The sequence below is a fragment of the Clostridium beijerinckii genome, assembly GCF_018223745.1.
In the GTDB taxonomy this organism is placed as follows: domain Bacteria; phylum Bacillota; class Clostridia; order Clostridiales; family Clostridiaceae; genus Clostridium; species Clostridium beijerinckii.
Map to the genome: position 1 here is coordinate 653,886 of NZ_CP073653.1, position 19,985 is coordinate 673,870.

Consider the following 19,985-nt stretch of genomic DNA (forward strand, 5'->3'; position numbering starts at 1 on the left):
GGAGGATAAAAAATGATTGTATTAAGTTGTAAAAATATATGTAAAAGTTATGGTATAAATACTATTTTGAAAGATGTAACATTTTCAATAAATGAAGGAGATAAGGTTGGTATAATTGGATCAAATGGAGAAGGAAAAACAACCTTGTTTAAGATATTATCAAAAGAAATTACGCAAGATGATGGAGAAGTCTTTATAGATAAAAATAAATCTTTGGGTTATCTTGCTCAACATTTAGCATTAGATTCATGCAAAACGATTTATGATGAAATGCTCATTGTTTTTGAAGATCTCCAAAGGTTAGAACGGAAGATTACAGAGTTAGAAGCTAAGATGAATGAACCGTATGATGAAAATAATGCTTCATATCATGAGAAAATTATAAAAGACTATGGAACTGCCCAAGATCTGTATCAAAACAGAGGTGGATATACATATAAGGGGGAAATATCTAGAGTTCTTAAAGGATTGGGATTTACTGAAGGTGACTTTGATAAACTAATTTCAACTTTAAGTGGAGGGCAGAAAACTAGAGTCGCACTTTGTAAGCTATTACTTTTAAATCCTGATATATTATTGCTTGATGAGCCTACAAATCATTTGGATTTGGAAGCAATTGAATGGCTTGAAGAATATTTAAAAACCTATAAAGGAACTGTAATTGTAATTTCCCATGATAGATTTTTCTTGGATTCTGTAACAACAGGAACATTTCAGGTTATAAATGGTCATGTGAATTGTTATAATGCTCCATATACAAAATCTTTAGAACTTATGAAGAAAGATTATGAGGCTAAATTAAAAGCTTATAATTTACAACAGACGGAAATAAAAAGACAAGAAGCAATAATAGAAAAATTTAGGTCATTCAATAGAGAGAAAAGTATAAAAGCAGCTGAAAGTAGAGAAAAGGCACTTGATAAAATGGAAATTGTAGATGCTCCTGATAAAGAAAAAACCGCATCTAAGATTAAATTTGAGGCTTCCGTTAAAAGTGGATATGATGTGCTTCATGTGGAAAAGTTGGCTAAAAGCTATGGAGAAAAGAAATTATTCGATAATTTATCTTTTGATTTAAAAAGAGGAGAAAAGATTGCGTTAATAGGTGAAAATGGCCGGGGGAAAACCACACTTTTTAATATAATAATGGATAAAGTTAAAAGTGATTCAGGAGTTAAGGTTTTAGGAGTAAATGTTAATGTAGGATACTATGATCAGGAACAATCTAATCTTGATCCTAATAAGACAATATTAAATGAAGTATGGGATGACTTTCCAGAGTTAACTACAAGTGAACTTAGAGGATTTCTTGGATCATTTCTTTTTAGAGGCGATGATGTATTTAAAGAAATAAACAAGTTGAGCGGAGGAGAAAGATGTAGAATAAATCTCCTAAAATTAATGTTATCTAAATCAAACTTACTTCTATTAGATGAACCTACAAATCATTTGGATATTCCTTCGAGAGAGGCTCTTGAAGAAGCAATTTTAAGCTATGATGGTACATTAATTGTAATTTCCCATGATAGATATTTTTTAAATAAAGTAATTAATAGAATATTGGAATTAGAAGAGCATGGAGTCAATGAATATCTTGGAAATTACAGCTACTATACTGAAAAGAAGAAGAATCCACAGAGATTTGAAACATATGAGGGGCTAGCATCTGGAAAGACAAAAACTCAATTAAATGAAGAAAAGAAAAAGAAAAAGGCTCTAGAGAAAGAAGCTAAGGCTAAGCAAAATGAAATTAAGAATATAGAAACTAATATAACTCAAAATGAAGAAGCTCTTGAAAAGTTACAGGAGGAACTTTGTAAAGAAGAAGTTTATTCTAATCCATCTGAAAGTGAGAGAGTAAATAAGGAAATTAAGAATCTTCAAGAAACTATTGAAAAATTATATGAACAATGGGAAGAGCTTTCTAGTTAGTTTAATTTGAGATAGACTAACAAGTTATAAAGAGAAAACTGGGAGAAAGACTATTAACATTATAAATAAAGGCATGTTTTGTGTATGGTGCAAATGTGAACTTAATTACAGTTTATTAGGTTTCATAAACTATGACAATGCATGCCTTTTATCAGGAAATTATATGTGTATTATATGCACATATAGAGGATATTTTATATTTTAATTATTTTGATAGTCATACATAAAAATATGCATGAACATATTTTATAAAATATTAAGAACTACTAGTAATTTTTTTTAAGATATTTAGGTTAGAATGAAATTATAATAGAATTCAGATATAAAATTTTTAGATTGGAGATGGAATGTTTGGAAAAAGGAACTATTCTAATTGTGGATGATGAAAAGGAAATAAGAGATTTAGTTGATATATATCTTAAGAGTGATGGATTTAATACTATAAATGCATGTGATGGTTTGGAAGCTATTAATTTAGTTAGAGATAATGATATAGATTTAATTATATTAGATGTTATGATGCCTAACTTAAATGGAATAGAGACTTGTTTAAAGATTAGAGAGATTAAAGAAATGCCTATAATAATGTTATCTGCGAAAAGTGAAGATATTGACAAGATATTAGGACTTAATATGGGTGCAGATGATTATTTAACGAAACCATTCAATCCATTAGAGTTAGTTGCAAGAGTCAAGTCACAACTTAGAAGATTTCATATGTTTGGTAAGAACACAAATATGTTAGAAGTAGAAGAAGAAAATATAATACAAATAGAAGATCTTACAATAAAGTTAGAAACACATGAAGTATTGTTAGGCGATAATATAGTGAAACTCACTCCGACAGAATTTGATATATTATCATTGTTAGCTCAAAGCCGAGGTAAAGTATTTTCAATAGAAAATATTTATGAGAGTGTTTGGAATCAGGAATTCATGACTTCTGATAACACTGTTATGGTTCATATAAGAAAAATAAGAGAGAAAATAGAAGAAAATCCAAGAAATCCTCGATTTATAAAGACTGTTTGGGGGGTAGGATATAAAGTTGAGAAATAAAGATGTTGGAAGGCATAGAACTTTTAGCAATGACATTCCAAATTCAAAATTACTACAGTATACTGAAAAATTAATACGAAGTATAAAAAAGAGAATTGAGAAGAATATAAGATTTGAACTTATGATGGTTATAGGAATATGCTTTTTAGTAGCATTTATCTTCTATAGTTTTTCTAATAATCTTTTTAAGAGAGAGCATACTGAGCCGCAGATAAAATATGATTATGATTCTATTGAGAGGTCTGCAAATGATTTGGCTAAACAAATAGAGTCTCAAGAAAATTTGAAATTAGAAGATAAAGATAAGATTAATGATATTTTAGAAAATGTATCTGATGGAGAGGAAAGTTATATAACAGATTTAGATGGAAAGGTGTTATATAAAACTAAAAATGTTGCAGAGGAAAATATAGATATTTATAGTGCACTAAAAAGTGCAATGACAAATGTAAATAGTGAAAAGATTGGTGAACCAAGAGAAAAAAGTTATATAATGCCTCTAAAGATAGGAACTGATAGGGTGTATTTAATCTATTCAAAGATTCCAGAAGCAAGGATAACATACAATACAATTAGCACGTCAAATTCATCTTTAGCACTAATTCTTACAGTTATAGTTTTTATAGTTTTATTTGTTGTAATAACTAATAATAAGATGAAATATTTAGATGAGATTGCAGTCGGTCTTAAGATAATAGCAAGTGGTAACTTGAATTATAGGATAGAAGAAAAGGGAACAGATGAAATTAAAAATATAGCTTATAATATAAATCAAATGGCTAAAGAAATTGGAGAGAAAATTAGTGCTGAGAGAGATGCAGAAAAAACAAAAGCAGATTTGATAACGAATGTTTCTCATGATTTAAGGACGCCACTGACATCTGTGATGGGATACATAGGGCTTGTTATTCAAAACAGGTATAAAGATGAAAAAGAAATGGAGGAATACTTAAACATAGCATTCAATAAAGCTGAAAGATTAAAGCTACTAATTGATGATTTATTCGAGTATACTAAGCTAAATAACAGCGGAATAACACTAACAAAGACTAAAGTTAATCTAGCAGAATTTCTATCACAATTAATAGAAGAATTGACACCGTTACTCGATGAAAATAAATTAACGATATATAAAAAATTCGAATCTGAAAAAATCTCAGTTTCTATAGATACATTAAAGATGCTTAGAGTTTTTGAGAATATAATAACAAATGCAATAAAATATTCGTATAAACCAGGAGAAATATTAATAGGATTATACGAGAAGGATGGTAAAGCCATTGTAGTTTTTAGAAATAAAGGAGACCATTTATCAAAAGAAAAAAGTGAAAAATTATTTGATAGATTTTATAGACTAGATGAATCTAGAAATACTAATACAGGAGGATCAGGTCTTGGGTTAGCTATTTCTAAGAATATAGTAGAATTGCATGACGGCAAAATATGGGCTGAATCAGTAGGAAATAATATAAGTTTTTATGTACAACTAAACCTATAATTAATTACTAAATTATAGGTACTTTTTCTGTTGTAAATTAATATTTATATTAGAGAAGTATTTTTATGTGGAGGAAATATGCAAAACAAAAATCCTAACAGTCGTTTTGGAGTAGACATAAATGAATATACAACAAGTGTTCAGTTTAACGTATTGGCAACAAAAGTAGATTTTTTGTACTTGAGAGCGTCAGGATCTGCAACAGGAAGGTTTAGGGTTGATAGAAAGTTTGTAGATTATGCGAAGAATAGTAGGAATTATGGAATCCCAGTTGGAGCATATCATTTTTCTATGCCATCTTATGATCTAACAGATGCGGATAGACAATGTGATGACTTTATAAATACACTGCAGCAGGGGTTCGGAAACAATGATTATGGGGATTTGTTTCCTGTAATAGATGTAGAGGCACCTTTGGATAAATCAATAAGTACAAGAACATTAATTGATTGGATTGATAGATTTAGAAAAAGATTTGAAAGAAAAACTAGAAGAAGGCTTATGATTTACACAGGAACAAATTTTATAGAGCTTTATGATAATTTTTATATTCCTGGACGTGGCTATCCACTAAAAAATATGCCACTATGGATTGCAATGTATACAAGTATCCCTATTAATCCTGAATTCCCTCCTAATGTTGGAGGCTGGACCAGATGGAGGATATGGCAATATAGTGAAAGCCAAACTGTACAAGGAATTGGGAATCCTGTTGATGCAAATTGGGGACCGGATAATGTAGATTTATTAAGGCAGCCTCGTGTTGTTACTGGATTAAAGGCAGCGTACCAGAATAGGAACATAAATGTTTCTTGGAATAGAAATCCTGATGTAGATTTATTGGGATATAACATTTTTGTAAATAGAGAATGGGTTGGAACTGTTGATGAAAATGCTACAAGTTATTTAATAACTAGTAATAAGGTAAATACTCAGAAGAATGCACCAGTAGAAGTATCAATTGAAGCTTTTGATTATGATGGAGAAACTTCAAAAACTCGTGCAAAAGTAAATCTATAATAAATAGTATCGTATTTCAGCTTATATGGGAATATAATCATATTTCTATTGATAGTTGGAATATGATATAATGAAAACATTGATGACAATTTGAAAAATATGTAAATTATCATCGATAAATGTACTCAAAATAAATATTAAACATAGAAGATGTATGATATTTAATTCCTTGAAAGGAGAATAAGGGAGTGGAAAAACGCACCGGCAAAAGAGCAAACGCTTCTAAAAACAATTATAATAAAAAGAAGAAAATTATGCTCGCAATATTTACATTAATTATAGCAGGAGCTGCTGTACTAATTGCATACTCAATAGCTATAAAAGGTATAGTTAAGGAGTGGGATGATAAAATATATCCGGGAGTAACTGTACAAGAAGTAAATATTGGAGGAATGACTAAAGAAGAAGCTAAGAATAAGCTTACCGAAACATTTGTAACATCTATAGAAAATAAAAAGTTATCTATTAAAATAGAGGACAAACAATATGAACTTATTTACTCTGATATTAATCCTAAATATGATATAGATGCAACTGTTGAAGAGGCTTATAAACTTGGAAAAAAAGATGGGGTCTTAAGCAGATATATAAGCATAAAGAGTAATAATAGTAAGAGCAAGGAGGTTCCAATCAAATTTTCTTATAATGAAGAAAAATTGAAGGAATACGAGGAAAAACTTCAGATAGCTGTTAATCAACCTGCTAAAGATGCAGCAGTTAGTATACAAAAGAATAATATTGTGATTAAACCAGAGACAGAAGGAAAGACAGTTAATTTAGATACACTAGATCAGAAGTTGAAAGAAAATATAAATGGAGATATTAATTCTGATAATTCAGTATCAATTGATTTAGAAGTAACAAAACCTAAAATAACTCAAGAAGATCTATCCAAGATAAAAGGAGTAATGGGTACTTTTTCATCAAATTATTCCACATCGCCGGAAGGAAGATGTAATAACATAGAAATAGCTACTTCAGCAATAAACGGAACAATAGTTATGCCAGGAGAAATATTTAGTTTTAATGACGTTGTAGGACCTAGAACAGCTGAAAGAGGTTATAAGGAAGCTGGAACATATGTTGGAAATAAAATAGAACCCGGAATTGGTGGTGGAATATGTCAAGTATCGACCACTATTTATAGAGCTGCTATGAAAGCAAACCTAAGGTCTATTGAAAGAACAAATCATTCCATGGCTGTTGGTTATGCACAACCTGGGCTTGATGCCACTGTTTCATATGGATATTTAGATTATAAGTTTAAAAACACATATGATTTTCCTATATATATTCAAGGGAATACGTCAGGTAAAGTAGTGACTTACAGTATATATGGAGATCCTAGTGCTTTAAATGGAAGAACATATGATATGGCAAGTGAAATTCTTGAAACAATACCACCAGAAACAAAAGTGGTAGATGATAGCAGTTTACCAGTAGGACAAGAAGTAACAGAGGGAGCTGGAATGACTGGTTATAGAGCAAGAGCATATCAGATAACTTATGAAAATGGTTCTGAAGTGAATAGAGAAGTAGTATCAACAGATACTTATGCAAGTGTAGGAATAGTAGTCAAAAAAGGAACTCAACCCGTAGATGCGACTCAACAGCCAGAAACAACAGCAGAGCCGCCAGCAGCTCAGCCAACAGCAGAACCACCTGTAGCTCAACCAACACAATAGGTAAAAATTTAATATTTATAAAAAATTCAAAGCATATTTTCTTTAGGAATTATTAAGATTAATTAAAGAAAATATGCTTAAGTTTTATTAAGGTTAAAACAACTTTAATATATTTAATAATTTACTGATTAGAATACACAATAATATACCTTTTATAGTGAAAGGCTTTTCCATGGTTAAGCAATTATTATTTTTGACTTGTTATGAACCATATAGTATAATTTTAAATTAAAGTGAAATAATTTTTGTACAAAATAGGAGAAGGTGACGTTTTGAATTTAAATATAGTATTATATGAACCTGAGATACCTCAGAATACTGGAAATATTGCAAGAACTTGTGTTTTAACAGGCAGCAAGTTGCATTTAATAAAACCTCTTGGGTTCGAAATAAATGAAAAGCAAGTGAGAAGAGCAGGTTTAGATTATTGGAAAGATTTAGATCTAGAAATACATGATAGCTATGAAGAATTCTTGAAAAAATATGGTGATAAAACAATATATTTATCCACTACACATGGAGAAACGCATTTTGATGAAATTTCCTTCAAAGAAGGGGATTTTATAATGTTTGGAAGAGAATCTAGTGGAGTTCCTGAAGAGGTGCATAATAGGCATATTGGATTTAGGGTTCCAATGATAAAATCAAGTACTAGAAGTTTAAATTTATCGAATACAGTAGCTATAGTGGCTTATGAAGCTTTAAGGCAGATAGGATTTCCTAATATGAAATAATTGAAGAGGAATGAAGATATATGGAAAAGATAAAAATTATAACAGATAGCACTGCTGATCTGCCAAAAGATATATATGAGAAATACGATATAGAAGTTTTGCCATTATTGATAAACTTTGGTGAAGAAAGTTATCTAGATGGCGTTGAGATAAATACGGATGAAGTTTTTGAAAGAATTAGAAATGAAAATATACTTCCAACTACAGCTCAAGTTACTCCGAATAGATTTGTTGAAATATATAAGAAGTACTTAGCGGAAGGATATAAAATTATATCAATTCATATGTCTTCTGTGATGAGTGGAACATACCAATCGGCATGTATTGCTAAGGAAATGCTAGAAAGCCAAGATATAATAGTTGTTGATTCTCAGAATGTAACAGCCGCTTTAGGAATACTTGTATTAAAAGCTGTTAAGCTCAGAGAAAATGGTTATAATATTTCAGAAGTAGAAGAAAAATTAAATAGCATTAGAAATAAAGTTAAGCTTTCAGTTTACTTTGATTCTTTAGAATACCTCGTGAGAGGCGGAAGAATTTCAAAAACTGCTGGCATGGTTGGTGGAATGCTTGGAATAAAATTAATACTTGAAATAAAAGATGGTATAATGTCAGTTAAAGATAAAATTAGAGGAAATAAAAAGGCGATTAAGAAAATTATTAGTGATTTAGAAAACGCGACGTTAGATGATGAAGTGCCTGTAATATTGATTGACGTAAATAATATTGAAGTAAAGGAAGCACTTAGAACATATATGAAGGACAATGGTGTTAACTTTATTGAATGTCCAGTTGGATCAACTGTATGTATACATTCTGGACCTGGCTGCTGTGGATTAGTTTTTTTAAATAAATAAATTTAATTAATAAATAAAAAACATGCTTTTAGCTACAATTTATATTTAAACATAGTTGATATAAGTAGTATATAAGCATGTTTTTATATTTATTTTACCAGACCTAATTTTCATAGTTACATATAGTGGACTTGCAATATTTACAGAATAGGAGGTATACTAATAGAAAGAGAGATCACTTCAATAAATTTAATGAATACGTTTAATTAAAAATAATTTATATAAATTATAAGGAGGAAACTTATGAATTTGGATTATAACATGAAGATGACCCAGGAACAGAGATTAGTACTCACTCAAAATATGCAACAATCCATAAAGCTTTTACAAATGTCTCTTCATGATTTGAGAGAATATATTGACAATGAATATTCGGAAAATCCAGTGTTAGAGGTTAATGAGGAAATAAGCTCATATGATGATGAACAGATAAACAGAGACGTTAATATAGAAGACAAATACGATCATAAAAAATTAGTTGAAGAATTATATTCTGATAATTACAAGGATAGATCAGAAACAAATTATTCTAATGAAGAAGTTTCGCCATTAAATTTCATTGAGAAAAAAGTATCACTAAAAGAATATTTACAAGAGCAGTTGATTGAAGCCGACATAGATCAATATATGTTAGATATATGTAATTATATTGTTGAATCATTGGATTATAGAGGCTATTTGGAAATATCAACAGGAGAACTTGCAGAAGAATTGAATATACCTGAAGAGATAGTTAATAAGGCATTAGAAGTGGTACAGGCGTTGGAACCATATGGAATAGGTGCTAGGAATATCAAGGAATGTCTGCTTATCCAGAGCTTAAAATTAAATATTTTAGATGATGTAATAGAAAAGATAATTTTAAATCATTTAGAAAATATTGCAGAAAATAAATATGAAACTGTGGCAAAGGACCTTAATATAAATCCAAGAGAAGCTCAAAGATATGGTGATTTAATAAAAAAGCTGGAACCTAAACCATCAAGAGGATTTTATACAGGAGAAGAGGTTAATTATATAATTCCTGATGCTGAAATAAAGAATGTTGATGGTGAATTTTTCATTTTGATGAATGAAAGTGTTTTGCCAAGACTTATGATAAATAAAACATATAGAGATGTTTTAAGAAATAATCAAGATTCAGAAACAAACACTTACGTTAAGGAAAAAATTAATCAAGCACTTTTCTTAATTAAGTCAATAGAGCAAAGGAAAAATACATTATATAAGGTGTTAGAATGTGTTGTTGAAAAGCAAAATGATTTCTTTAAGTTTGGAAGACAGTATATAAAACCTTTGACATTAAAAGAAGTTGCAGAAATAATCAATCTTCATGAATCTACTGTAAGTAGAGCAATTAAAGATAAATATGTTTTAACAAGTTATGGAACAGTTAAAATAAAAGATTTATTCGCAAGTGGGTTATCCTCAAATAATAATGAAGATATGGCAACTTCAAAAATAAAAAATGAAATAAAGAAAATAATAGAAGAAGAGAATAAAAGTAAGCCTTTGTCAGATCAACTAATAAGTTCTATGTTAGTAGAAAAAAATATGAATATATCTAGAAGAACTGTCGCAAAATATAGAGAGGAATTAGGTATTAAATCATCTTCTGCAAGGAAGAGATTATAAAAATTCCATAAAATAATTACTTTAAAATTTTAATGTTAAAAATTCAATTGTCAATATTCAATTACGTTTTAAGAATATGTTAACTTTGAGTATAGTAATATATAAAGTTCATGATTACTTTTTCTGTAATTAATATTGACAGTTGATAAAATGGTTCTTGAATTCAAAAATACTATTTCACATAGCTATTATTAAGCGTAATAATATTAAATATGAAACGCTGTATAAAACTAGAAAAAAGTTTGCTAATAATTTATTTTGTTAGGTTTTTTTTGTTTTTTTTGAAATATTATAAAAAAAGTTTTCCTAAAGACTTTAAAATTTCAAAAAGGTGTTTTATAATAATAGATGTGGGACGTAATGAAATGATATGGGACACGTAGTGACCAAAGGAGTGTTTGAGTTGCAGGAAATATTAGAATTACAAAAGAAGATAGTTCCTGAGCTTGTAAATACATTGGAGAAAAGGTATAACGTACTCAGAACAATCTTTCATAATCAACCTATAGGACGAAGAGTACTCGCTGATATGTTAAATGTTGGTGAAAGAACAGTTAGAACAGAAATAGGTTTTTTAAAAGAACAAGGTTTAATTGAGATAAATACTTCTGGAATGACAGTTACAAGTGAAGGCGTAGAGATTATACACAAACTAAATGATTTCATTCATGAAATAAAAGGTCTTTCAGAAGTTGAAAAGAAAATACAATCTTCTCTTAACTTAAAAAAAGTAATCATAGTCCCAGGAGATGTAGAAGAAAATCCTTTAGTTTTAAAGGATTTAGGAAAAGCATGTGCTAATTATGTTAAAGATGTGCTAAAAGATAATTCTATTATAGCATTAACAGGAGGGAGCACTTTAAAAGAAGTTGTAGAAGCTTTTCCAAGAGTAACAAATTTATCTCAGATACAAGTAGTACCAGCTAGAGGTGGAATGGGGAAAAAGGTTGAAACCCAGGCCAATACGTTAGCAGCCACTTTGGCAAAAAAATTAAATGGTACTTATAAGATGCTTCACATCTCAGAAAATTTGAGTCTAGATATAATAGGCACCTTGCTTAAAGAAGAGGCAGTAAAAGTTGTTATAGATACTATACATAAGGCAGATGTACTAATTTATGGTATAGGTAACGCGGTGCAAATGGCTCGAAAAAGAGGTGTGCCACAGCAAGAAATTGATAATTTGATTAATAATGGAGCTGTTGGAGAAGCATTTGGATGTTATTTTAATAAAGATTCGAAAATAATCTCAGAAACTACCGCAATTGGAATTAAAATTAATGAAGCAAGAAAAATAAAAACACATATTGCAGTAGCAGGTGGGAAAAATAAAGTAGAGTCAATTATTGCAACTGAATATAACGACAATGATGGTGTTTTAGTTACAGATGAGGCAGCAGCCAAAGGAATATTAAGTAAACTAAATAGTTAAATTCAGTTATTAAATTAGTTTGTAAAATTTATTTTTATAAAAAAGAAAAGCATTATTAGGAGGTAATTGTAATGGTAAACGTAGCAATTAATGGTTTTGGAAGAATAGGAAGATTAGCTTTAAGATTAATGATTAACAACCCTGAATTTAATGTGGTTGCAATCAACGACTTAACAGATGCTAAAATGTTAGCTCATTTATTTAAATATGATTCAGCTCAAGGAAGATTCGATGGAGAAATCGAAGTTAAAGAAGGAGCTTTCGTAGTTAATGGAAAAGAAATTAAGGTTACTGCTGATGCTAAGCCTGAAAACTTACCATGGGGAGAATTAAACGTAGATATCGTTTTAGAATGTACTGGATTCTTTGCATCAAAGAAATCAGCTTCAGCTCATATCGCAGCTGGTGCTAAGAAAGTTGTTATTTCAGCTCCTGCAGGAAATGATCTACCAACAGTAGTTTACAATGTAAACCACGACATCTTAAAGGCAGAAGATACAGTTATTTCAGGTGCTTCATGTACTACTAACTGTTTAGCTCCAATGGCTAAAGTATTAAGTGATGATTTTGGATTAACAAAAGGTTTCATGACTACAATTCACTCATACACTAACGATCAAAATACTTTAGATGCTCCACACAGAAAAGGTGATTTAAGAAGAGCTAGAGCTGCTGCAGCTTCTATCATTCCTAACTCAACTGGTGCTGCTAAAGCAATCGGATTAGTTATTCCAGAATTAGCTGGAAAATTAGATGGTGGTGCTCAAAGAGTTCCAACAATCACTGGTTCATTAACTGAATTAGTTTGTACTTTATCTAAGAAAGTTACTGTAGATGAAGTTAACGCTGCTATGAAAGCTGCTGCAACTGAATCTTTCGGATACACTGAAGATGAAATAGTTTCTTGCGATATAATCGGAAGCAGCTTCGGTTCATTATTCGATGGTACTCAAACTAAAGTTATGGAAGTTAATGGAGAACAATTAGTTAAAGTAGCTGCTTGGTACGATAACGAAATGTCATACACTAACCAATTAATCAGAACTTTAGGATACTTCGCTAACTTAAAGTAATTTGAATTATATCTTAGAACATAAAGAGCGCAAATTTATGTTAAAGTAAATAAGTCTGGTTTTGTAGTATAAGGCTATAAAGCCAGACTATTTTAAAATGAAGGAATAATCAATAAAATAAATATCAGAGGTGAAAATAAATGAATTTCAATAAGAAAACAATTGAAGATATTGAAGTAAGTGGAAAAAAAGTACTAGTAAGATGTGACTTTAACGTACCACTTAAAGATGGAGCTATAACTGATGAAAATAGATTGGTAGGAGCTCTTCCAACTATTAAATATTTAGTAGAAAAAGGTGCAAAGGTTATTCTTTGTTCACATTTAGGAAAAGATGCTTCAAAATCATTAGCACCAGTAGCTACAAGATTAAGCGAAATGCTAGGGAAAGAAGTTATTTTTGCTAGAGATGAAGAAGTTGTTGGCGAAAACGCTAAAAAAGCAGTTTCAGAAATGAAAGATGGAGACATCGTTTTATTAGAAAACACAAGATGCAGAAAAGAAGAAACTAAGAACATTCCAGAATTCTCTAAAGAATTAGCTTCATTAGCTGATGTATTTGTTAATGACGCATTTGGAACAGCTCATAGAGCTCACTGTTCAACTGTTGGTGTAACTGATTACTTAGATACAGCTGTATGTGGATACTTAATCCAAAAAGAATTAAAATTCTTAGGAAATGCAGTTGAAAGTCCAGTAAGACCATTCGTTGCTATCTTAGGTGGAGCTAAAGTTTCTGATAAAATCGCTGTTATAAACAATCTTTTAGATAAAGTTAACACAATTATTATCGGTGGAGGAATGGCTTATACATTCTTAAAAGCTCAAGGATATGAAATCGGAACTTCATTAGTTGAAGAAGATAGACTTGAATATGCTAAAGAAATGGTTGCTAAGGCTGCTGAAAAAGGAGTTAAATTCTTATTACCAGTAGATCACAGAGTTGCTGCAGAATTTAAAGATGTAGAAGCTACAATTACTGAAGATCAAAATATTCCAGTAGGAAACATGGGATTGGATATTGGACCAAAGACAGAAACTTTATATGCTGATGCAATTAAAGATGCTAAGACTGTAATTTGGAATGGACCAATGGGTGTATTTGAATTCGAAAACTATAATAAAGGAACAATTGCAGTAGCTAAGGCTATGGCTGATGCAGATGCTACTACTATAATTGGTGGTGGAGATTCAGCTGCTGCTGTTAATATTTTAGGATTTGGAGATAAGATGACTCACATTTCAACAGGTGGTGGAGCATCATTAGAATTCTTAGAAGGTAAAGTATTACCAGGAATCGCTGCATTAAACGACTAATTTTAAATAATTGGTTTTGAATAAATAATATTTTCAAAAGAAGTTTATAAGTTTAGTTAGATTATATAGTGAAACTTGATAGGTAGTGATTGCCCCCTAATGAATTTAAGTTGAACTTATCCACAAGAGTGTAAACATATCTCTTATATTTAAGTAATAGATTTTTGAAGATGCTAGATGGTTAAGTAAGATATTTGAATAGTTAGGGAATATATATTCAAAAAAAGTAATAAGCTATTTTTTTAGGAAGCAAATTCGACGGGATTTGGTGGGTCCAAGGCCAAGGAGCCATTCTTAAATATTTAGTTTGTAATTTTTGTAGATATATAATAAGCTTAAGGAAATTTGATCACTTTCCTTAAGCTTATATAGATTCATAATATAATTAAGACAATTTATAAGTTTCATTAATAAAAAAATTATGAGGTGAGTGGAATGAGAAAAGCAATTATCGCAGGAAACTGGAAAATGAATAAAACTATTGATGAAGCAGTTAAAATGGTAGAAGAATTAAAGCCATTAGTTAAAGATGCTACATGTGATGTAGTTGTATGTCCTACATTTGTATGTTTAGATGCTGTTAAAAAGGCTGTAGCTGGTTCAAATATAAAGGTTGCTGCACAAAACATGCATTTTGAAGAAAGTGGAGCTTTCACAGGAGAAGTTGCTCCAGGAATGCTTGAAGCTATGGGAATAGATTATGTTGTTTTAGGTCATAGTGAAAGAAGAGAATACTTCAATGAAACTGATGAAGCATTAAACAAAAAAGTTAAGAAAGCTTTCGAACATAATATTACTCCAATACTTTGTTGTGGAGAATCTTTAGAACAAAGAGAAAACGGAACTACTAATAAAGTTATTGAAGCTCAAATAAAAGCTGATATAGCTGGATTAACTAATGAACAAGTAGAAAAACTTGTTATTGCTTACGAACCAATCTGGGCAATTGGAACAGGAAAAACTGCTACTGATGAACAAGCAAATGAAACAATCAAAGCTATAAGAGCTATGGTTGCTGAAATGTATGGATCAGAATCAGCTGAAAAAACAAGAATTCAATACGGTGGATCAGTTAAACCAAATACAATAAAAGCACAAATGGAAATGTCTGATATAGACGGAGCATTAGTTGGTGGAGCTAGCTTAGTTCCAGCTGATTTCGCTGCAATAGTTAATTATTAGTATTAAATTTTTTAAGCTGTCTTAGAATGACGAAAATCGCACTAAGACAGCTTTTTTTAAGTAAATAATAATTTGATATTAAAGTAATTCATAAAACATTTATATTATAATAACATAAATTTACTTTAAATCTTTATAAAGTTGCATTAAGTGTAAAAAAATAATATAATTTAAGATATTAATAGTATGTAAAACATAATAAATGATAATATTTAATATTATCTATTTATAACAAATAAATTTATTTAGTTAACTTACAGATATTAATTTAATAAAGAAATCTAAGAATTTTATAGTATATTTTGTGAAAATATTTGGAGGGATAGGAAATGTCAAAAAAACCTGTTATGTTAATGATATTAGATGGTTTTGGGATTGCACCAAAATCAGAAGGAAATGCTGTAACTTTAGCGAAAAAGCCAAATTTAGATAAACTATTCGAAAAATACCCAACTTCACAATTACAAGCTAGTGGCTTAGCTGTTGGATTACCAGAAGGTCAAATGGGTAATTCAGAAGTTGGTCACTTAAATATCGGATCTGGTAGAATAGTATACCAAGAATTAACAAGAATTACAAAAGCAATAGCAGATGGAGATTTTTTTGAGAACGAATCATTAAAATTAGCTATGACTAATGCTAAAAAGACAGGATCGTCTTTACATTTAATGGGCTTATTATCAGATGGTGGAGTTCATTCACATATAGAACATTTAAGAGGTCTTTTAGAATTTGCTAAAAAAGAAGAAGTTCAAAATGTTTATGTTCATGCATTTATGGATGGAAGAGATGTTCCACCTTCATCAGGACAAGAATTCATTGAAAAAACTGAAAAGATGATGGCCGAAGTAGGGGTAGGTAAGATTGCAACTGTAAGTGGTAGATACTATGCAATGGATAGAGATAATAGATGGGAAAGAGTTGAGCTTGCATATAATGCTTTAGTTTTAGGAAAAGGTGAAACTGCAAGTAGTGCAACTGAAGCTATAGAAAAATCATATCATGATAATAAAACTGATGAATTTGTATTACCAACAGTTGTAACTGAAAATGGTAATCCAACTGCAAATATTAAAAATGGAGATTCAGTTATATTCTTTAACTTTAGACCAGATAGAGCAAGAGAAATAACTAGAGCTATTAATGATAAAGAATTTGCAGGATTCAAGAGAGAAACTCTAGATCTTACTTTTGTAACAATGACTCAATATGATAAGACTCTAGAAAGAGTAAATGTTGCATATACTCCTCAAACTTTAAGTAATACTCTTGGAGAATATGTAAGTAATAAGGGCTTAAATCAATTAAGAATAGCAGAAACTGAGAAATATGCTCACGTTACTTTCTTCTTTAACGGTGGAGTAGAGAAAGAAAATCCAGGTGAAGACAGAAAAGTTATACCTTCACCAAAGGTTGCAACTTATGATTTAAAACCAGAAATGAGTGCATATGAAGTAACAGATGAATTACTAGATAGATTAGATAGCGATAAGTATGATATGGTAATTCTAAACTTTGCTAATCCAGATATGGTAGGTCACACAGGAGTTGTTGAGGCTGCAGTTAAAGCAATCGAAGCAGTTGACGAATGTGTAGGAAAGATTGCAGATAAAATTTTAGAAAAGAATGGATGCTTATTTATCACTGCGGATCATGGTAATGCTGAAACTATGATAGATTTTTCAACAGGAACCCCATATACAGCGCATACTACACATGAAGTGCCATTTGTTTGGGTTGCAAATGATACTGAAGGTAAGAAATTAAGCAACGGAAAACTTGCTGATATTGCTCCAACAATGTTAGTTCAATTAGGACTTGAAGTTCCTACAGAAATGACTGGAGAAAATCTAATAGTAAATAAGTAATTTTAATTAATAAAAAAGCTGCTTGAAATAATTTTAAAATTGTTTCAGGCAGTTTTTTATTTTAGAAAAAATATAATTTTTTGAAATTTCTTTATTAAAATTTGAGTTGTCATTAAAAAAACAATGTTGTATACACTAAATTATAAGCTTCATGAATTAAAACTTATGATATATATTGCAAAAATAATTCTTTATGATAATTCTGAAAATATTGCAAGAATTTTATCAGTAAGTGTGAATTTAAAAATATATATGACTAAATATAAATCTACTTAGATAAGGTAAGAAAGACAAGATTTTAAAGAAGGATTTAATCAGAATTGCATAAAGTAAGCATAAAATTAATATATTAGTAAAAAAGATTTAGGATTGATAATATGAAAAAGAATTTTGCATATTCTGCTGATTTTGATGAGTATACAGAAAAATTATTTAGAGAGGCTAAGTATCTAGGTGAGGGAAACAATGGTGTGGTTTATGAGTTGCCAAATAAAAAAGCTATCAAAATATTTCTGAGGAAAAAGGTATGTAATGATGAAGGCAGTATTCTTGCTAAAACTAATGGATCAAAATACTTTCCCTATATGTATAAGCGAGGAAAATTCTATGTGATAAGGGACTTGGTGGATGGAATAAGGCTTGATAAGCATATTAAGGAAAATGGATTAAGTGAAAGATTAGTTAGAAACATATATGAACTATTATTAGAGTTCAAGAGACTTAAATTTAAGAAATTAGATATAAGATGTAAAGATGTTTATGTCTCAGAGGATGAAAAACTTATGATAATAGATCCTAAAAAGGCGTATACTAGAAAGGTTGATTATCCAAGACACTTAATGAAAGGATTATGCAAAGTTGGTGTATTGGATGAATTTTTTGAATGTATAAAAAAAATAGACGCAAAGAAAGCTGCATCATGGGAATTAAAATTTAGAAGATATTGTGGGGCAAAAAATTTATCGATATTAGATGATGATTAAATATATAAAGATATAGGAGAAGATAACTCAAAATGAATATTTAATGTAATGAGTTTTAAGTAAAGCAATTATAAACTTTATGACATTAGTATCATTTTGAGTAAATCTCTAATGGAATTTATATAAAATATTATATCGGATAATATGTTAAGAAGAATTATATAAATTAAACAAATAAGTTATGTTATGTAAGTTTGATTTTTGATCTAATTAGATCATATAAGTCAGTTTTATATTTACATAAAAAATAATATGAATATTCCTAAATTATTTTACCAATAATATTATGGTAAATGAAATAAAAAGCTTTTTATTTAGTAAATTATGTATTATAATTATATTGATAAGAATTCTCAATACAATTATAAAAATGAGGAGGTAATATTAAATGAAAGATTATTTAGAAATTGTAGATGTAGTTGCAAGACAAATTTTAGACTCAAGATGTTTCCCAACAGTAGAGGTAGAAATATATTTAGAAGATGGAACAATTGGAAGAGCAGCAGTTCCATCAGGAGCTTCAACAGGAATGTATGAAGCAGTAGAATTAAGAGATGGTGATAAAGATAAATTTTTAGGAAAAGGTGTTTTAAATGCAATTAGAAATGTAAATGAAATTATTGCAGAAGAATTAATTGGATGCAATGTGTTTGAACAAACTTACATTGATAAAATGCTAATTGAATTAGATGGAACAAACAATAAGAGTAAGCTTGGTGCTAATGCTATATTAGGAGTTTCATTAGCTGTTGCAAATGCAGCTGCAAATTCATTAGATATGCCTTTATATAGATATATTGGTGGAGTTAATTCAAAAGTATTGCCAGTCCCTATGATGAACATATTAAATGGTGGATCACATGCTGATAACTCTGTAGATTTACAAGAATTTATGATAATGCCAGCAGGAGCACCTACATTTAGTGAAGCGTTAAGAATGTGTGCTGAAGTTTATCACACATTAAAGAAAATTTTAAATGATAAAGGTTATTCAACAGGTATTGGTGATGAAGGTGGATTTGCACCAAACTTAAAATCAAATCAAGAAGCTCTTGATGTAATAATTGAAGCAATAGGAAAAGCTGGATATAAGGCTGGAGAAGAAATCTTTATAGCAATTGATGCTGCTTCATCAGAATATTATAAAGATGGTAAATACGTATTAGAACATGAAGGAAGAACATTAACATCAGCAGAGATGGTTGATTTCTTTGAAGATTGGGTTAATAAATATCCAATTATCTCAATTGAAGATGGTATGGCAGAAGAAGATTGGGAAGGTTGGAAGCTTATAACTGAAAGATTAGGAAAGAAAGTTCAATTAGTTGGTGATGATTTATTTGTTACTAATACAGAAAGACTTGAAAAAGGTATTGATCTTGGCGTAGCTAATTCAATTCTTATTAAGCTAAATCAAATAGGTACATTAACAGAGACATTAAATGCTATAGAAATGGCAAATAGAGCTGGATATACAGCAGTTGTTTCTCATAGATCAGGAGAAACAGAAGATACAACTATAGCTGACTTAGTTGTAGCTGTAAATGCAGGTCAAATAAAGACTGGAGCACCAGCTAGATCAGAAAGAGTTGCTAAGTATAATCAATTGTTAAGAATTGAAGAAGAGTTAAATGATGTTGCTGAGTACAGAGGCAGAAAAGCTTTCTTTAATATAAAATAAATTATTATTAAAGATAATTTTTAAGTAAGA

At 29.8% G+C, this 19,985-nt stretch carries 15 protein-coding genes; all 15 read left to right on the forward strand.

Annotated elements, in window-relative coordinates:
• Positions 1–12 precede the first annotated feature (12 nt).
• The 15 genes from abc-f to eno all read left to right on the forward strand — a co-directional run bounded on the left by abc-f (position 13) and on the right by eno (position 19,955).
• Positions 13–1,932 (forward strand): ribosomal protection-like ABC-F family protein, encoded by a 1,920-nt coding sequence (gene abc-f, locus KEC93_RS03180; protein ID WP_039770292.1) that lies wholly within the window; start codon positions 13–15, stop codon positions 1,930–1,932.
• A 342-nt stretch (positions 1,933–2,274) separates the two neighbouring features.
• Positions 2,275–2,991 carry a response regulator gene (locus KEC93_RS03185; RefSeq protein ID WP_172462751.1) on the forward strand — a complete coding sequence of 239 codons (717 nt, stop codon included), beginning with the start codon at positions 2,275–2,277 and terminating at the stop codon, positions 2,989–2,991.
• A complete protein-coding gene (locus KEC93_RS03190) occupies positions 2,981–4,489 on the forward strand; it encodes a sensor histidine kinase (protein ID WP_017212503.1) in 1,509 nt (502 codons plus the stop codon). Before KEC93_RS03185 ends, KEC93_RS03190 begins: the two co-directional genes overlap by 11 nt.
• A 78-nt stretch (positions 4,490–4,567) precedes the next feature.
• Positions 4,568–5,509, forward strand: coding sequence for a glycoside hydrolase family 25 protein (locus KEC93_RS03195; protein ID WP_011967939.1), 942 nt, complete (start codon positions 4,568–4,570; stop codon positions 5,507–5,509).
• A gap of 188 nt (positions 5,510–5,697) precedes the next feature.
• Positions 5,698–7,194: a VanW family protein gene (locus KEC93_RS03200; RefSeq protein ID WP_077867743.1), complete on the forward strand. Its 1,497-nt coding sequence runs from the start codon at positions 5,698–5,700 to the stop codon at positions 7,192–7,194.
• Between the two features lie 272 nt (positions 7,195–7,466).
• Positions 7,467–7,928, forward strand: a complete 462-nt coding sequence (locus tag KEC93_RS03205; protein WP_077304231.1) for a tRNA (cytidine(34)-2'-O)-methyltransferase — start codon at positions 7,467–7,469, stop codon at positions 7,926–7,928.
• 20 nt (positions 7,929–7,948) lie between these two features.
• Positions 7,949–8,785 carry a fatty acid kinase binding subunit FakB gene (locus KEC93_RS03210; RefSeq protein WP_065418318.1) on the forward strand — a complete coding sequence of 279 codons (837 nt, stop codon included), beginning with the start codon at positions 7,949–7,951 and terminating at the stop codon, positions 8,783–8,785.
• A gap of 243 nt (positions 8,786–9,028) precedes the next feature.
• Entirely contained in the window at positions 9,029–10,420 is a 1,392-nt protein-coding gene (gene rpoN, locus KEC93_RS03215; protein WP_041894052.1) for an RNA polymerase sigma factor SigL, read from the forward strand.
• A 370-nt stretch (positions 10,421–10,790) separates the two neighbouring features.
• A complete protein-coding gene (locus tag KEC93_RS03220; protein ID WP_031275614.1) occupies positions 10,791–11,852 on the forward strand; it encodes a sugar-binding transcriptional regulator in 1,062 nt (353 codons plus the stop codon).
• A gap of 71 nt (positions 11,853–11,923) precedes the next feature.
• Complete coding sequence (gap, locus tag KEC93_RS03225; protein ID WP_011967945.1) at positions 11,924–12,925, forward strand: type I glyceraldehyde-3-phosphate dehydrogenase; 1,002 nt, start codon at positions 11,924–11,926, stop codon at positions 12,923–12,925.
• A gap of 140 nt (positions 12,926–13,065) precedes the next feature.
• Positions 13,066–14,241 (forward strand): phosphoglycerate kinase, encoded by a 1,176-nt coding sequence (locus KEC93_RS03230; RefSeq protein ID WP_077304234.1) that lies wholly within the window; start codon positions 13,066–13,068, stop codon positions 14,239–14,241.
• A 435-nt stretch (positions 14,242–14,676) separates the two neighbouring features.
• Positions 14,677–15,423: a triose-phosphate isomerase gene (gene tpiA, locus KEC93_RS03235; protein WP_011967947.1), complete on the forward strand. Its 747-nt coding sequence runs from the start codon at positions 14,677–14,679 to the stop codon at positions 15,421–15,423.
• Positions 15,424–15,752: 329 nt separating this feature from the next.
• Positions 15,753–17,291: a 2,3-bisphosphoglycerate-independent phosphoglycerate mutase gene (gpmI, locus tag KEC93_RS03240; protein WP_039773257.1), complete on the forward strand. Its 1,539-nt coding sequence runs from the start codon at positions 15,753–15,755 to the stop codon at positions 17,289–17,291.
• A 377-nt stretch (positions 17,292–17,668) separates the two neighbouring features.
• Complete coding sequence (locus KEC93_RS03245; RefSeq protein WP_023973656.1) at positions 17,669–18,274, forward strand: protein kinase family protein; 606 nt, start codon at positions 17,669–17,671, stop codon at positions 18,272–18,274.
• Between the two features lie 388 nt (positions 18,275–18,662).
• Positions 18,663–19,955, forward strand: coding sequence for a phosphopyruvate hydratase (gene eno, locus KEC93_RS03250; protein ID WP_011967950.1), 1,293 nt, complete (start codon positions 18,663–18,665; stop codon positions 19,953–19,955).
• Positions 19,956–19,985 lie beyond the last annotated feature (30 nt).

Coding starts and splice junctions, on each gene's coding strand:
- abc-f (WP_039770292.1), top strand. CDS start 13: ATGATTGTATTAAGTTGTAAAAATATATGTAAAAGTTATGGTATAAAT.
- KEC93_RS03185 (WP_172462751.1), top strand. CDS start 2,275: ATGGAATGTTTGGAAAAAGGAACTATTCTAATTGTGGATGATGAAAAG.
- KEC93_RS03195 (WP_011967939.1), top strand. CDS start 4,568: ATGCAAAACAAAAATCCTAACAGTCGTTTTGGAGTAGACATAAATGAA.
- KEC93_RS03210 (WP_065418318.1), top strand. CDS start 7,949: ATGGAAAAGATAAAAATTATAACAGATAGCACTGCTGATCTGCCAAAA.
- rpoN (WP_041894052.1), top strand. CDS start 9,029: ATGAATTTGGATTATAACATGAAGATGACCCAGGAACAGAGATTAGTA.
- KEC93_RS03220 (WP_031275614.1), top strand. CDS start 10,791: ATGGGACACGTAGTGACCAAAGGAGTGTTTGAGTTGCAGGAAATATTA.
- gap (WP_011967945.1), top strand. CDS start 11,924: ATGGTAAACGTAGCAATTAATGGTTTTGGAAGAATAGGAAGATTAGCT.
- KEC93_RS03230 (WP_077304234.1), top strand. CDS start 13,066: ATGAATTTCAATAAGAAAACAATTGAAGATATTGAAGTAAGTGGAAAA.
- tpiA (WP_011967947.1), top strand. CDS start 14,677: ATGAGAAAAGCAATTATCGCAGGAAACTGGAAAATGAATAAAACTATT.
- gpmI (WP_039773257.1), top strand. CDS start 15,753: ATGTCAAAAAAACCTGTTATGTTAATGATATTAGATGGTTTTGGGATT.
- KEC93_RS03245 (WP_023973656.1), top strand. CDS start 17,669: ATGAAAAAGAATTTTGCATATTCTGCTGATTTTGATGAGTATACAGAA.
- eno (WP_011967950.1), top strand. CDS start 18,663: ATGAAAGATTATTTAGAAATTGTAGATGTAGTTGCAAGACAAATTTTA.